Below are 15,177 nucleotides of genomic sequence, written 5' to 3' on the forward strand. Positions count from 1 at the left end.
TTAGTTTTTATGAGGAGTATTAAATTGTGGAATTCGCTTTTCTATAAAAGCATTCATTCCTTCTTGTTGATCATTAGTGTTGAATAGTGAATGGAATAATTTTCGTTCAAAAACAATCCCCGAAGTAAGTCCAGTTTCTAATGATTGATTTATTGCTTCTTTAGCTATTTTTAAAGCTGTTTTTGAATAATTTGAAATGTTATGAGCTTTATTCATCACAGATTCCATAAAATTCTCTTCATGAAATAGCTGTGAAACCAAACCAATTGCATTAGCTTCTGTTGCTGTTATATCTCTACCTGTGAGAATGATTTCCATAGCTTTAGCTTTACCTATAAGCTTAGTAAGTCGCTGTGTACCGCCAATTCCAGGAATTACTCCAAGTTTTATTTCTGGTTGTCCAAATACAGCATTGGTTGAAGCGTATAAGATGTCAGACATCATAGCGAGTTCACAACCACCTCCAAAAGCATGACCAGAAACAGCGGCAATTATTGGAGTTTTTAGTTTAGTAAATCGTTCCCAATGGTTAAAATAATCTTCTTCTATCATTTGAGAAGCATTCATTTTATTCATTTCTTTAATATCTGCACCAGCACAAAAAAAGTCTTTGTTACCAGTAAGTACAATACAACCTATTTTGGGATCTAAATCATATTTTTCTAATCCAATTAAAAGCTCATGCATAATCTCAGAATTCAAAGCATTTAAAGCTTTAGGACGATTTAATTGGGCAATAAGAACCCTGTCTATTTGTTTAAATAGTACATTCATGTTTTTAAAAATTTTAGATTAATTGTTTAAGAATCCCAAATAGCACCATATGCTGGAATTCCTAAGTATTCCATATTATGCACCACTTTTTGAGTTAACTTTTGATTAGATATGCAGATTACTGCTTCTGCTTTAAAATTTTTGTAAGCTTTGTAAGCTAGTTTAACTAAATCGGGTTTGCCATTGGCATCAGTATCCCAGATAATAGCATTTGGTTGAACCGCTTTAATTTCATTTACAAGGTCTTCACCATATGTTTTCTCTGGGTTTCTAGTAGCCCATATTAATAAAGATGGAGTTTCGTTTAATAGAAGATGAGGAATACATGGACCAATTCCACTACCAGTAGCAACCCAAATAACTTTATTAAATATCTTGTCTACATTTCCTACACCAGCAGTTGGTATACCTTTTACCCATATTTTTTCAGGTTTATCATTAATAAAATTACCTGTCCAATCTCCAGCTCTTGAAATTGTTAAACGAAAGCCTTCTTTTTGTGGTGAAGGGACATTAGCAAAAGAATGCCATTCTAATAAAGGATTTCTACTTAAAGCGGTAGATGATCCAGCAAATGGAGTTACACCATAATTAAAAGAAGCTAGTGCAACATGATTTGATGGCTTTACAATGTCAATCTCTACTTTTTTCAAACGAAGCCATGGAAGTATAACACTTATTGTTAGCGTTACTAGTATCCAAAAGTTTGAGCTTTGTGCAATAGTTTCTAATGAATGTTGCATGTTTAAAAACAAAATCATTTGAACCCAGAAAAGAAATAAAACTGTCCATCCACCTAATCTATGTGCTATTTCAAATTGATTATGGTATTTAGCTCTCATTTTAGGTAAAGCAGTTATTACAATACCGATTAACAATATCAATATTAATGAAGTAACTAAAATAATAGAAAGGTTAACGTTATGAAGTTTATGTATGAAATTATAGTATAAACTAACAACAAAAATAACATACCATAAGGTTCCCATAGTGGCACTAGAGCTATGTAATCCACCAAAATGATAAACTTTAGCACATATTCTTCTAATAAACAAAGGCCAGCTTTTAGGCACACCTGTAGCTATTTTAAAGAGTATATTAATAATATATTGTTGTCTTATTAATATAGCTAGAGAAAAATTATATAAAATAACTTCAGCTATTTTATCAAGTTGAATATTGTTTAAAGAGAACCAATTCCATGTTGTAAATGCTTTTATCATTACAAAAGCGTTTATCAAAGTAATTAAGATAAATAGCCTATGATAAGGTATGAGCCATGGATGTTTTCCTAAACGATATAAAAATCCTTTTTTAGGAGGTAATACTATTGTTTCCATCTTAATTAGTTTAAAAAATCTTTTAATTCAGCCTTATTTATTTTACCACGGGATGTTTTTGGAAGTTCTTCCATAAAAATGAATTCACTAGGTAAATAATAATAGGGGAGTTCTTTAGAAATATTCTTTTTCAATAATTCTAAAACCTCTGTTCTATTTTTAAAAGATCCACTAATAAAAGAAACAAGAAAGTTTTGATGCTTTAGAGTTACAGCTCTTTTTACATTTGGATTTCGTTCAATTATTTTTGAAATAGCATCTAGCTCAACCCTAAATCCCTTGATTTTTACTTGATCATCAACTCTTCCATAATGGATAAGTTCTCCTTCTGAATTCCATTTACCAAGATCACCAGTATTAAACATTTGATCTCCGTTGTTTAAAAAAGGATCATAGGCATAGCGTTTCTTGTTTAACTCGTCATTGTTTATATAGCCTTTGGTAACACAATTACCACCAGCCCACATAATTCCTACTTCACCAATCTCACATGGTTCTTTCTTTTCGTTTAAAACATATACAGTGTTGTTTGGAGTAGGTTTACCAATAGATAGCTCTTTATTTTTTAGATCACATCTTTTCATGGTGTTTACAATAGTGGTTTCAGTAGGGCCACATGAATTGTAAAAATCACAAACGTTGGCCCATTTATTAGCTAGAATTTCAGGACAAGGTTCTCCTGCTACTGCAACAGTTTCTACCAACTTACATTTATTTACATCTATAGTAGTAAGTATGGTTGGTGTAGCAATAATTACATTAGCTTTTTCAGCAGTTTCTTGTATGCTTTTACCTCTAATCAATAAGGTTCCTCCATTTCCTAAACAACCAAGAATTTCCCAAGCAGCCATATCAAAAGAAATATTGAGTATTTGAGCTACTTTAGTTCCTGATTTTATGTTGAGATTTCCTGGTGAAGTATATAAAATGTTGCATAAATTTTTATGAGTAACTTGAACACCGTTTGGAACACCTGTTGTTCCAGAAGTGAATAAAATAAAGCATGTGGAATTAGGTGTGTTTCCTTTTTGATTAATCAGTTTTACATTTCCATATAAGTGTTTGTAAATATCTTTAGATAACTCATTATCTGTAAACACAACTTCGTTTTCATTTTCAAATAAATCTTGATTTTGATAATTTGAATGCGAGATTATTATTGATGCATTACTTAATTTGTATATGGAATTAAGCATGTTTTTAGGAACTATTCTAGGATCTTGCGGAACATAGATTGCTCCAAGTTTTAAGCAAGCAATTATACCTATTAGCATGTCTAAAGAGCGATGCATGTACAAGCCAATGCTGTCTCCAGAAGAAATTCCTTTTTGTTTTAATAAAAGAGCTAAAATAGTGGCTTGATTATCTAACTCTTTGTAAGTAATTACTTTGTTTAAATGAATTGCGGCATTAGCTTTTGGTGTTTTTGAAACCCAGTATTCAAAGGCTTCTAAAATGTTTTTGTGTTTCGGAGGAACTAATGGTGCAATACCGTATTCAATAAACTTTTCTTGATCTTTAAGAGATAAATTACCAATTGTACTTTTTTGTATTGATGGTTTTAGATAATGTATTTTCTTTTTACCAATTTCTATCTTTCTTTCGTATAGAATATCATCATTTGAGGCTGTTTTTTTCATGGTGATTTAATTAAATTAATATTGATTTTACGCTGCAGCTTTGTTTTAATGATGTAAATAACTTTGAATGTTATCACATAAGTATCACATAAAAATCATTTTTAAATCACAGTATATTTCTTTATGTTAGCTAACGAACCCCCGAAATTCTGTAAGATGAAAAAAATACTTATTATTGAAGATGATGTTGCTATAGCCAAATTAATAGAGTATAATTTACTAGATAGTCATTATAGTGTAACTACTTGTTTAGATGGTTTAGAAGGTTTAAATAAGGCTTTAGAAGAAGATTTTTCCTTAATTATTTTAGACTTAACACTTCCTAGTCTAAATGGTATAGAGATTTGTAAAGTTATTAGAAAACACAAGCAAACTCCTATAATCATGTTAACTGCTAGAGGCAATGAAATAGACAAAGTTTTAGGCTTAGAGCTAGGTGCTGATGATTATATAACAAAACCTTTTAGTGTAAGAGAATTGCTTGCTAGGGTAGCTGCCGTTATTAGAAGAGATACAGTGGTTTTAAATTCTAAAAAGCATAATATTCATGATAAATTACAATTTGAAGAGTTGTTTATAGATATTGAAAAACGAAAAGTAATAATTAACTCTGAAAATGTTAATCTTTCACCTAAAGAGTTTGAATTGTTAGTTTTAATGGCTTCTACACCAGGTAAAGTTTTTAGTAGAGACACTTTATTAGATTTAATATGGGGCTATGATTTTGATGGTTATAGACATACTGTAAATTCACATATAAATAGATTAAGGAGTAAAATTGAAACAAATACTGAAGCACCTAAATTTATACTAACTTCTTGGGGAGTTGGTTATAAGTTTAATGAAGAACTAAAATCTTTGAAAGGTGAATTTATACAGAACAGTTTCAAACAAGTTAATTAAGAAAATTAAGTGTGCTTTTTTTGTAATTATATTAATTATCGGAGGAGTTTATATTTACACTACTTTTTTTCTTTTAAAACAATTTTATAGTCAAACAACTCAACAGTTAAATGCTAATGTAGCTACTCATTTAGTTGAAGAAAAATTTAAAAATGATTCTCCATTTTTAGAAAACGGAGCGGTAAATAAAAGTCTATTTAACGATTTGATGCACGATATGATGGCAGTGAATAGAGCTATTGAAGTGTATTTATTAAATGAAGAAGGAGGTATACTTTATTCTGTTGTTTTAGAGCATAATGAAAATGATAAAAATATTAAATCTGTAGATTTAAAACCTATTAAAGAGTTTATTAAGAATAATCAATCTTATGTTTTAGGAGATGATCCGAGAGATGAAACTAATAAAAAGATTTTTTCAGCGGCTTATTTTGAAAAAGATGGTCAAGCTGGTTATATCTATATAATATTAGCAAGTCAAAAGTATCAACAAATTTGTGAGCAACTACTTACTAAGTTTTTTTTTGATTTAAGTATAGGATCTACTTTAATAACTATGTTGTTTGCTATAGTAGTAGGGTGGATAAGTATTTGGTTTTTAACAGGGAATTTACGTACAATTATATATTATGTAAATAAGTTTAAAGAAGGAGATTTGTCTAGTAGAATCCCAAATGCAGCAAGTTCTGATTTATCTACGCTAGCTTTAACTTATAATAGTATGGCCGAGACAATAGCAAACAATATTCAGCATATAACAGAAGTAAATCAATTTAGAAAGGAGTTTATAGCAGATGTAGCTCATGATTTAAGAACTCCTTTAACTGCTATAAAAGGTTATATAGAAACTTTGAAAATAAAAGAGAATATAACTATAAAAGATCGATTTCTTTTTATGTCTATTATAGAAAATAGTGCTAGTCATTTAGGAAATATGATAAATGAACTTTTTGAGTATACTAAGTTTGAGGCAAAAAAAGTAACAGCTAAAAAAAGTTTTTTCAGTGTTATAGACCTAGTTTTTGAGTTGCAAAAAAGATATGAACTTATTTCAACTACTAAAAAAATAACACTTTCAGTAGTTATAAAAAATAATATAGTAGATGTATACGCAGATAAATTATTAATAGAAAGAGCTATTCAAAATATTATTGAAAATGCTATTAAGTTTACACCCAATCATGGAGAAATTAGTATAGAACTTTTAGATAAAAATGAAGAGTTTGTAATATTAAAAATTATAGATACAGGCGAAGGAATATGTAAAATTGAACAAGAATATATATTAAAAAGTTATACACAGCTTAATACTAATGATAAAAATAAAGGAATAGGTTTAGGATTATCAATTGTAAAAAAGATACTAGAATTGCATCAAACAGAGCTGAGAATTACTAATAATAAAAATAAAGGTACTTGTTTTGAATTTACATTACCCTATAAATGCACCAATAATAAACTATTATAAAATTAATAGATTAATATCGCTAAAAGGTAAATCAAACCAATCGGCTACTGTTTTATTAGTTAATATTCCGTGATAGAAATACATACCGTTCCTTAAACTATTATCAAAACGAGCTGCATTTTCAAAACCACCTTCTTCCGCAATATCTAATAGGTAAGGAGTGAAAATATTACTAATAGAAACAGAAGCGGTTCTAGCATATCTTGAAGGGATATTTGGAACACAATAATGAATAACACCGTGTTCTGTGAAAGCAGGTTTACTATGTGTAGTGACCTTTGATGTTTCAAAACATCCTCCACGATCTATACTTACATCAACAATAACAGCTCCTTCTTTCATTTGTTCAATCATTCCTTCTGTTACTATCACTGGAGATCTATCTTTACCTCTAATGGCTCCAATAGCAACATCGCAACGCATTAAAGCTTTGGCTAATGTTTTTGGTTGTACAGTAGAAGTATAAATAGGAGATTGTATACAGTGTTGTAATTTACGAAGTTTAGTTATTGAGTTGTCAAAAACCTTTACTCGTGCGCCTAATCCAATAGCAGAACGAGCAGCAAATTCACCTACAGTTCCAGCTCCTAATATAACTACTTCACTAGGAGGAACTCCACCAATATTTCCCAATAATAAACCATTACCGCCGTTTGAGGTAGTCATTAACTCTGCTGCAATATGCATTGAGGCAATACCTGCTATTTCACTTAATGATTTTACAATAGGATAAACCCCATGTTCATCTTTTATATAATCAAAAGCAATAGCTGTAATGCGCTTTTTTGCTAAAGCTTGAAAGTATTTTTTATTTTGAGTTTTAAGCTGTAATGCTGAAATTAAAACAGCTTGAGGGGTTAACATCTTTATTTCATCTAAAGATGGTGGTTCAACCTTTAAAACAATATTGCAACCAAAAACTTCTTTAATATCATATGAAATTTTTGCTCCTGCATCAGAATATTCTTTGTCGCTATAATTAGCTCCTTCACCAGCACCAGTTTCAACAACAATTCTATGACCATGAGCAACTAAAGCAGATACAGCATCGGGAGTTAAACTAATACGTTTTTCTTCAAAATGTGTTTCTTTAGGTAGCCCTATGAATAATTCACCCTTCTGCTTTTTAATTTCAAGCATTTCAGGTTGTGGCATTAATTGTTCTTTTGTAAAAGGTGAGATGTACCCCATTGAATTAGTTGGTTTATAGTTGAATATTACGTTGACCGTTTTCTAAAAGTGTAATTTTTATGGCAACGGCATCTAAAGGTAATAAATTTTTAACGTTTTCTGGCCATTCTATTAAACACCAGTTATTACTATATAAATAGTCTTCAATTCCCATATCATAAGCTTCTTCTTCGTCTTCTATACGATAGAAATCAAAATGATAAACAATGTCGCTGTTTTCAGTTTGGTATTCATTTACTAAAGAAAAAGTAGGTGAGTGGGCTATATCGTCAACACCTAAAACTTTACATATTTCTTTAATTAAAGTTGTTTTACCAACTCCCATGTCGCCGTAAAATAAAAGCACTTTGTTTTTAGCGCTTTTTACAACTTCTTCGGCTATTTTAGTTAATTCGTTTAAAGAATAGTTTTTATTCATAATGCGCAAAAATAAAGAACAAAAAAATGTTAAGAAAATTTAGTTTTTGTATCTGTAGTGTCCAATGATTTTAAAATCAAAAAGACAATCTTCAAGTACTTGACCATTACCTATATTATGAACAATCATATATCGTTTTTTATCTTTTGATTTTTTATCAACAACAATTCCTATATGTGTAATCCCTCCGTGAAGATTCCAGCAAACTATATCACCAGGAATATAATCCTCAACTTTTTTTGATATAGTTTTTACAGTTCCTTTTCTTTTAAAAAAGGTCATTAAGTTTGGAACTCTTCTGTGATCTATATTTTTATCGGTATATTTTAATCCCCAAATTTTAGGATATAAAGAAAAGTTACTTTTCATATCATTATGTACTTCTTTTTGTAAGTCTATTCCTAGTTTTCTATATGCTCTAATCACAACATCAGTACAAACACCTTTATCTGCTGGTACGTCTCCATTAGGGTAATCTATTGAAAAATAGCTAGGATCATAAATAACCTTTTGTTTTGTTAATTCTAAACCAGCAGAACTTAATTTATCTTCTTGAGCGAATAAAACCTGAGAGAAAAGAACAAAAAGAAGTAATAATCTCATTATTTAGGATTGTAAATTGAACAAGGTATGATTACTTCTTCTAAAGATATTCCTCCGTGTTGGTATGTGTTCTTGTAATATTTAACAAAGTGATTGTAATTGTTAGGATAAGCAAAAAACAAATCTTCTTTAGCAAAAATAAAAGGACTATTTATAGCTACACTTGGTAGAAAAATATCTTTTGGATTTTTAATCGCAAACACATCTTTATCTTCATAACTCAAACTTTTACCAGTTTTGTAACGTAGGTTAGAACTGATATTCTTATCACCAATTACCTTCGATGGGTTTTTAGAGTTAATAGTACCGTGATCAGTAGTGATAATAAGCTTCTGACCAAGTTTTTGAGCCTTCTGAATAATGTCGTATAGTGGTGAGTTTTTAAACCAACTAACAGTTAAAGATCTGTAAGCTTTATCGTCACCAGCTAACTCTTTAATAACCTCCATTTCGGTTTTAGCATGTGAAAGCATGTCAACAAAATTATATACAACTACAGTTAAATCATTTTGTTTGGTGCTATTGTAATTATCCGCTAAATCTTTACCACTTTTTAAGGAAACAATTTTATAGTATTCGTGCTTAATATCTAAACTTAAACGTTTTATTTGAGCATCTAAAAAATTAGCTTCAAATAGGTTTTTACCACCTTCATCTGTATCGTTTTTCCAATATTCAGGATGTCTTTTTTCCATTTCAGAAGGCATTAATCCAGAAAATATAGCATTACGAGCATATTGAGTAGCAGTAGGTAAAATACTGTAATAAGAATGTTCTTCTTCTTTCTTAAAATAATTATTAATAAAAGGTTCAAGAACTCTATATTGATCATAACGTAAATTGTCAATTACAACTAACAAAACACCTTGATCTTTTGATAAATTAGGAACTATATAATCTTTAAATAAAGTGTGAGAAAAAGTAGGTTTATCATCACTAGTTAGCCAGCTTTGATAATTTTTTTTAATGAATTTAAAAAATTGTGAATTAGCTTCAGATTTTTGAGATTCTAAAATCTCCAACATTCCAGTATCGTTAATATTTTCTAATTCTAGCTCCCAATGAACAAGTTTTTTATATAACTCACTCCATTCTTCATAAGAATTTACCATAGCTAAATCCATAGAGATTTTTCTAAACTCTTGCTGGTAATTAGATGTTGTTTTTTCAGAAACTAAACGCGAATGATCTAGGTTTTTCTTTAAGCTTAATAATATTTGATTTGGATTAACTGGTTTAATCAAATAATCAGCAATTTTAGAACCAATAGCTTCTTCCATAATGTATTCTTCCTCACTCTTTGTAATCATAACTACTGGAAGATTAGCATTTTTTTGCTTGATAGCCGATAAAGTTTCAAGTCCGGTAATACCAGGCATATTTTCGTCTAAAAAAACAATATCAAAATTTTGCTCATCAACTAAATCTATGGCGTCAGCACCATTGGTAGATGTAGTAACAGAGTAATTCTTCTTTTCTAAAAATAATATATGTGGTTTTAATAAATCGATTTCATCATCAACCCAAAGTATGTCTATGTTTCTCATAAATTTTTTGTGTGTTACACTAAAAATAACGTTTAAATGATCTTTTGTTGTATTTCAAAAAGCTAAAAATACGTTAATAAAGCTTTTGTTAATTTGCTTTTGTTAATAAATTATGATTCTTTTGTTTTAAATAGAAGTATTTACATATTTTGAATAACCAAAAAACGAACAAGTTAAAGATTATAAATGACCCGATTTATGGATTTATATCCATACCCAATTCATTAATCTTTGACATTATAGAACATCCATATTTCCAGCGTTTAAGAAGAGTTACCCAAATGGGATTATCCAATTTAGTCTATCCTGGAGCAAATCACACTCGTTTTCATCATGCAATTGGTTGTATGCATTTAATGCAAAAAGCTGTACGTATCCTTAGAACAAAAGGAGTAAAAATATCTGATGAAGAAGCAAATGCATTGTACATAGCTATTTTACTACATGATATAGGTCATGGAGCTTTTTCTCACGCTTTAGAGCATAGTATTGTTAATGGAATAACGCATGAAGAAATTTCTTTAAAATTTATGAAAGCGTTAAATAAGGAGTTTGATGGACAATTAAGTTTAGCAATTCAAATTTTTGAAGGAAAATATGATCGGGAGTTTTTATATCAATTAATTTCGAGTCAATTAGATATAGACCGTTTAGATTATTTAAAGAGAGATAGTTTTTATACAGGAGTAGCTGAAGGGAATATTTCATCAGATCGTTTAATAACAATGATGAACGTTGTGAATGATGAATTGGTGATAGAGCAAAAAGGAATATATTCTGTAGAAAAATTTATCATAGCAAGACGTTTAATGTACTGGCAAGTCTACTTACATAAAACAGGCTTAGTCGCAGAAAATACGTTGGTAAATGTTTTAAAAAGAGCTAAAGAGTTAGCAATGAAAGGTGTTGAATTACCAGCTAGTAAAGCTTTTAAATACTTTTTATATACAAAAATAACAGAAGAGAATTTTACTAACGATACATTGAATATATTCTCAGAGTTGGATGATTATGATGTCATGGCAGCTATTAAAGAATGGGTAAACCATGAAGATTACGTATTATCTTTTTTAGCAAAAATGATTATTCATCGAAATCTTTTAAAAATTGAAATTCAAGGAAAACCTTTTAAAGAGGAATATGAAGAGGATATTTTTAACAAGGTTTTGAAAAATGATCATGTAACAAAAGAAAATATAAACTATTTTGTAATTTCTAGTAAAGTTAAGCATCAAGCATATAATACTGATAAGCCTATTAAAATTTATGCAAAAACAGGTGAGTTAATAGATATAGCTAAGGCATCAGATCAATTGAACTTGAAAGCATTAACAAAACCAGTAATAAAACATTACTTGTGTTATCCTAAAAAAATGATTTAAAAAAAATCATAAAAGGACAAAGGATATGTATTTGAACAAAAATAATTACTTTTGCAGATAATGAAATTTAAAGCAAAACAAATAGCTGATATATTAGAAGGTGAGATTGTAGGGGATCCTAATATAGAAGTAGATAAACTTTCTAAAATAGAAGAGGGCTCAGAGGGGTCTTTAACTTTTTTGTCAAACCCTAAGTATAATTCATATATATATACAACTAATGCTTCTGTAGCAATAGTTAATAAGAGTTTTGAACCAGAAAAAGAGATTGAGACAACATTAATTAAAGTTGATGATGCTTATCAATCTTTTTCAAAATTATTAGAGTTTTATAACGAGGCAAAAAATAATAAACAAGGAAGAGAGAATCCTCATTTTATAGCTGATTCGGCTAAAATAGGGACGAACGAATATATAGGAGCTTATTCCTACATTGGGAATAATGTAGTATTAGGAGAGAATGTAAAGGTTTTTCCAAACTCATATATAGGTGATAACTCTATAATAGGAGATAACACTGTTATTTTTGCAGGAGTTAAGATTTACTCTGAAACACAAATAGGAAAGAATTGTAAAATACATTCAGGTAGTGTTATTGGAGCTGATGGATTTGGTTTTGCTCCAGATGAGAATGGAGAATATAAAGCGATTCCTCAAATAGGAAATGTTATTATTGAAGATAATGTAGATATAGGATCAAACTCTACAATAGATAGAGCTACATTAGGATCAACAATTATAAGAAAAGGTGTAAAACTTGATAATCAAATTCAAGTAGCACACAATGTAGAAATAGGGAAAAATACCGTTATAGCTTCCCAATCAGGTATTGCAGGGTCAACCAAAATAGGAGAGAACTGTATGATTGGTGGGCAAGTAGGTATTGTAGGTCATATTTCTATAGGTAATAATGTGAAAATTCAAGCACAGTCAGGAATAGGTAGGAATTTAAAGGATGGAGATGTAGTGCAAGGTACACCAGCCTTTGGATATTCAGATTATAACAAATCCTATGTGTATTTTAAAAAGTTACCGAAACTAGCATCGACAATAGATAAAATTGAAAAAGAGTTCAATGCTCAAAAAATAAAAAATGAGTAAACAACAAAAAACAATACAAAATGAAGTTACATTATCTGGTGTAGGATTACATACAGGTAATGAAGTTACAATGGTGTTTAAACCAGCACCAGTAAATAATGGATTTGCTTTTAAGCGTGTTGATTTAGAAGGACAACCAATCATTGAAGCAAAAGCTGATTATGTAACAAATACTCAAAGAGGTACAAATCTTGAGAAAAACGGAGTGCAAATTCAAACCTCTGAGCATGTTTTAGCGGCAGCAGTAGGTTTAGATATTGATAATTTAATTATCGAAATCAATGCATCAGAACCTCCAATTATGGATGGTTCTTCTAAGTTTTTTATTGAAGCATTAGAAGAAGCTGGTATTGTAGAACAAGATGCTGAAATTGAAGAGTATGTTGTAAAAGAAATTATATCATATAAAGATGAGTCTACTGGAAGCGAAATTATTTTAATGCCTTCAGATGAGTATCAAGTAACTACTATGGTAGATTTTGGAACTAAGATTTTAGGAACTCAAAATGCTACTTTAGATAGAATTTCTGATTTCAAAGAAAATATTTCAGCAGCAAGAACTTTTAGTTTCTTACATGAAATTGAAATGTTGTTAGAAAATGACTTGATTAAAGGTGGAGATTTAAATAATGCTATTGTATATGTTGATAAAGAATTATCAGAGAGTACAACAGAAAAATTAAAGAAGGCTTTTAAAAAGGACGATATAAAAATAAAATCAAATGGAATTCTAGACAATTTAGAATTGCATTGGGCTAATGAAGCTGCTCGTCATAAATTATTAGATGTAATTGGTGATTTAGCTTTAGTAGGTACTCGTATTAGAGGTAAAGTAATTGCTAATAAGCCAGGGCATTTAGTAAATACCTTATTTGCTAAGAAATTAGCGAAAATTATTAAGAAAGAGAAACGTAACAATGTGCCAACATTTAATTTAAATGAAGAGCCATTAATGGATATCCATAAAATTATGGATATTTTACCACATCGTCCACCATTCTTATTAATTGATAGAATTTTAGAGCTATCAGACAGGCATGTTGTGGGAATGAAAAATGTAACAATGAATGAAGATTTCTTTGTTGGACATTTTCCAGGAGCACCAGTAATGCCAGGAGTTTTACAAGTAGAAGCAATGGCTCAGTGTGGTGGGGTGTTAGTATTAAATACAGTACCAGATCCAGAAAATTATTTAACTTATTTCATGAAAATGGATAATGTTAAATTCAAACAAAAAGTATTACCAGGAGATACCTTAATTTTTAAAGCAGAATTAATTACTCCAATAAGAAGAGGTATTTGTCATATGCAAGCATATACATATGCGAATGGAAAGATAGTAGCAGAAGCAGAATTAATGGCGCAAATATCAAAAGTAAAATAGTATGAATCAACCACTAGCATACGTACATCCCCAAGCAAAAATTGCTAGAAATGTAGTTATAGAACCTTTTACAACAATTCATGCTAATGTAGAAATTGGCTCAGGAACATGGATTGGTTCTAACGTAACAATTATGGAAGGAGCCCGTATAGGAAAAAATTGTAGAATTTTTCCTGGAGCAGTTATATCAGCTATACCTCAAGATTTAAAGTATAACGATGAGGAAACGACAGTAGAAATAGGTGATAACGTAACTATTCGTGAATGTGTTACAATAAACAGAGGTACTACTGATAGAATGAAAACAGTAGTTGGAGACAACTGTTTAATTATGGCTTATTGTCATATTGCGCATGATTGTTTTGTTGGAAATAACTGTATTTTTTCAAATAATACTACTTTGGCAGGTCACGTTAATATTGGAGACAATGTTGTTTTGGCAGGTATGGTAGCGGTACATCAATTTGCATCGGTTGGAAATCACGCTTTTGTAACAGGAGGATCATTAGTACGTAAAGATGTACCTCCATATGTAAAAGCAGCAAGAGAACCTTTATCATATGTAGGAATTAATTCAGTAGGATTAAGAAGAAGAGGTTTTACAACCGAAAAAATTAGAGAAATTCAAGATATATTCAGAATATTGTTCCAGAAAAATTTCAATAACACTCAAGCAATAGCTATTATTGAAGCTGAAATGGAAGCTACATCTGAAAGAGATGAAATAGTCCAATTCATAAAAGATTCTCATAGAGGAATTATGAAAGGATATTTTAAAACAAATTAGAATAAAAAAATAAGATTGTTTAAAGACTTACTTTGTCATTAGAACAATTTATAAAACAAACATAAATAGAATGGCTACAACATCAGATATTAAAAACGGACTATGTATGAGGTACAACAGCGATATATATAAAGTTGTTGAATTTTTACATGTAAAACCAGGAAAAGGTCCAGCGTTTGTAAGAACTAAGTTAAAAAGTGTAACTAACGGAAAAGTAATTGAAAATACATTTCCTTCAGGAAGAAAGATAGATGCTGTTAGAGTTGAAACACATAAGTTTCAATATTTATATAATGAAGGAGAAACATTTCACTTCATGAATCAAGTTGATTATTCTCAAATTTCATTAGAAAAAAGTGCTTTAGATGCGCCAGAATTAATGAAAGAAGGAGAAATTGTAACTATTATAATTAATTCAGAAGATGAAATGCCTTTAGCTGTTGAAATGCCAGCAAGTGTAATATTAGAGGTTACTCATACAGAACCAGGAGTTAAAGGTAATACAGCAACAAATGCAACAAAGCCTGCAACTGTTGAAACTGGAGCACGAGTAAATGTACCTTTATTTATTAATGAAGGAGATAAAATTAAGATAGAAACAACAAAAGGTACGTATCAAGAGCGTATCAAAGAATAAAA

At 29.9% G+C, this 15,177-nt stretch carries 14 protein-coding genes; 7 read left to right on the top strand and 7 right to left on the bottom strand.

Features of this window, described 5'->3' with window-relative positions; all coding sequences use genetic code 11:
* The 3 genes from MHN29_RS14580 to MHN29_RS14590 are packed head-to-tail and all read right to left on the bottom strand — an operon-like array spanning position 1 to position 3,754.
* Positions 1-774, bottom strand: coding sequence for an enoyl-CoA hydratase-related protein (locus MHN29_RS14580; protein ID WP_235275283.1), 774 nt, complete (start codon positions 772-774; stop codon positions 1-3).
* A 26-nt stretch (positions 775-800) separates the two neighbouring features.
* Positions 801-2,114 carry a hypothetical protein gene (locus tag MHN29_RS14585; RefSeq protein ID WP_235275284.1) on the bottom strand — a complete coding sequence of 438 codons (1,314 nt, stop codon included), beginning with the start codon at positions 2,112-2,114 and terminating at the stop codon, positions 801-803.
* 5 nt (positions 2,115-2,119) lie between these two features.
* Positions 2,120-3,754, bottom strand: a complete 1,635-nt coding sequence (locus MHN29_RS14590) for an AMP-binding protein (protein WP_235275285.1) — start codon at positions 3,752-3,754, stop codon at positions 2,120-2,122.
* Positions 3,755-3,910: 156 nt separating this feature from the next.
* Between MHN29_RS14590 and MHN29_RS14595 the strand changes: the two genes are divergently transcribed.
* Together MHN29_RS14595 and MHN29_RS18375 are read left to right on the top strand one after the other, a co-directional pair.
* On the top strand, positions 3,911-4,657 hold the full coding sequence (locus MHN29_RS14595) for a response regulator transcription factor (protein ID WP_235275286.1): 747 nt from the start codon (positions 3,911-3,913) through the stop codon (positions 4,655-4,657).
* Positions 4,620-6,125, top strand: a complete 1,506-nt coding sequence (locus MHN29_RS18375) for an ATP-binding protein (protein ID WP_235275287.1) — start codon at positions 4,620-4,622, stop codon at positions 6,123-6,125. Before MHN29_RS14595 ends, MHN29_RS18375 begins: the two co-directional genes overlap by 38 nt.
* Here the strand turns inward: MHN29_RS18375 and MHN29_RS14605 are convergent.
* Genes MHN29_RS14605 through MHN29_RS14620 form a run of 4 tightly spaced genes read right to left on the bottom strand, consistent with a single transcriptional unit; the run spans position 6,120 to position 9,884 of the window.
* Complete coding sequence (locus MHN29_RS14605) at positions 6,120-7,316, bottom strand: alanine dehydrogenase (RefSeq protein ID WP_235275288.1); 1,197 nt, start codon at positions 7,314-7,316, stop codon at positions 6,120-6,122. The genes MHN29_RS18375 and MHN29_RS14605 overlap by 6 nt on opposite strands.
* 13 nt (positions 7,317-7,329) lie before the next feature.
* Positions 7,330-7,734, bottom strand: coding sequence for a tRNA (adenosine(37)-N6)-threonylcarbamoyltransferase complex ATPase subunit type 1 TsaE (tsaE, locus tag MHN29_RS14610; protein WP_235275289.1), 405 nt, complete (start codon positions 7,732-7,734; stop codon positions 7,330-7,332).
* 39 nt (positions 7,735-7,773) lie between these two features.
* Positions 7,774-8,337, bottom strand: coding sequence for a DUF1287 domain-containing protein (locus MHN29_RS14615; RefSeq protein ID WP_235275290.1), 564 nt, complete (start codon positions 8,335-8,337; stop codon positions 7,774-7,776).
* Positions 8,337-9,884, bottom strand: a complete 1,548-nt coding sequence (locus tag MHN29_RS14620; RefSeq protein ID WP_235275291.1) for a bifunctional response regulator/alkaline phosphatase family protein — start codon at positions 9,882-9,884, stop codon at positions 8,337-8,339. The genes MHN29_RS14615 and MHN29_RS14620 overlap by 1 nt, the downstream gene beginning before the upstream one ends.
* 149 nt (positions 9,885-10,033) lie before the next feature.
* Here MHN29_RS14620 and MHN29_RS14625 point away from each other — a divergent pair, with 149 nt between their 5' ends.
* The 5 genes from MHN29_RS14625 to efp all read left to right on the top strand — a co-directional run bounded on the left by MHN29_RS14625 (position 10,034) and on the right by efp (position 15,175).
* Positions 10,034-11,266, top strand: a complete 1,233-nt coding sequence (locus MHN29_RS14625) for an HD domain-containing protein (RefSeq protein ID WP_235275292.1) — start codon at positions 10,034-10,036, stop codon at positions 11,264-11,266.
* Between the two features lie 60 nt (positions 11,267-11,326).
* Entirely contained in the window at positions 11,327-12,367 is a 1,041-nt protein-coding gene (gene lpxD, locus MHN29_RS14630; RefSeq protein WP_235275293.1) for a UDP-3-O-(3-hydroxymyristoyl)glucosamine N-acyltransferase, read from the top strand.
* On the top strand, positions 12,360-13,751 hold the full coding sequence (locus MHN29_RS14635; protein WP_235275294.1) for a bifunctional UDP-3-O-[3-hydroxymyristoyl] N-acetylglucosamine deacetylase/3-hydroxyacyl-ACP dehydratase: 1,392 nt from the start codon (positions 12,360-12,362) through the stop codon (positions 13,749-13,751). Before lpxD ends, MHN29_RS14635 begins: the two co-directional genes overlap by 8 nt.
* A gap of 1 nt (position 13,752) precedes the next feature.
* Positions 13,753-14,538 (top strand): acyl-ACP--UDP-N-acetylglucosamine O-acyltransferase, encoded by a 786-nt coding sequence (gene lpxA, locus MHN29_RS14640; protein ID WP_235275295.1) that lies wholly within the window; start codon positions 13,753-13,755, stop codon positions 14,536-14,538.
* 70 nt (positions 14,539-14,608) lie between these two features.
* Positions 14,609-15,175, top strand: a complete 567-nt coding sequence (gene efp, locus MHN29_RS14645) for an elongation factor P (protein ID WP_150898574.1) — start codon at positions 14,609-14,611, stop codon at positions 15,173-15,175.
* The last annotated feature ends 2 nt before the right edge of the window (positions 15,176-15,177 follow it).

The sequence above is a fragment of the Tenacibaculum sp. Cn5-46 genome (assembly GCF_022347705.1).
GTDB classification, from domain to species: Bacteria; Bacteroidota; Bacteroidia; order Flavobacteriales; family Flavobacteriaceae; genus Polaribacter; species Polaribacter aiptasiae.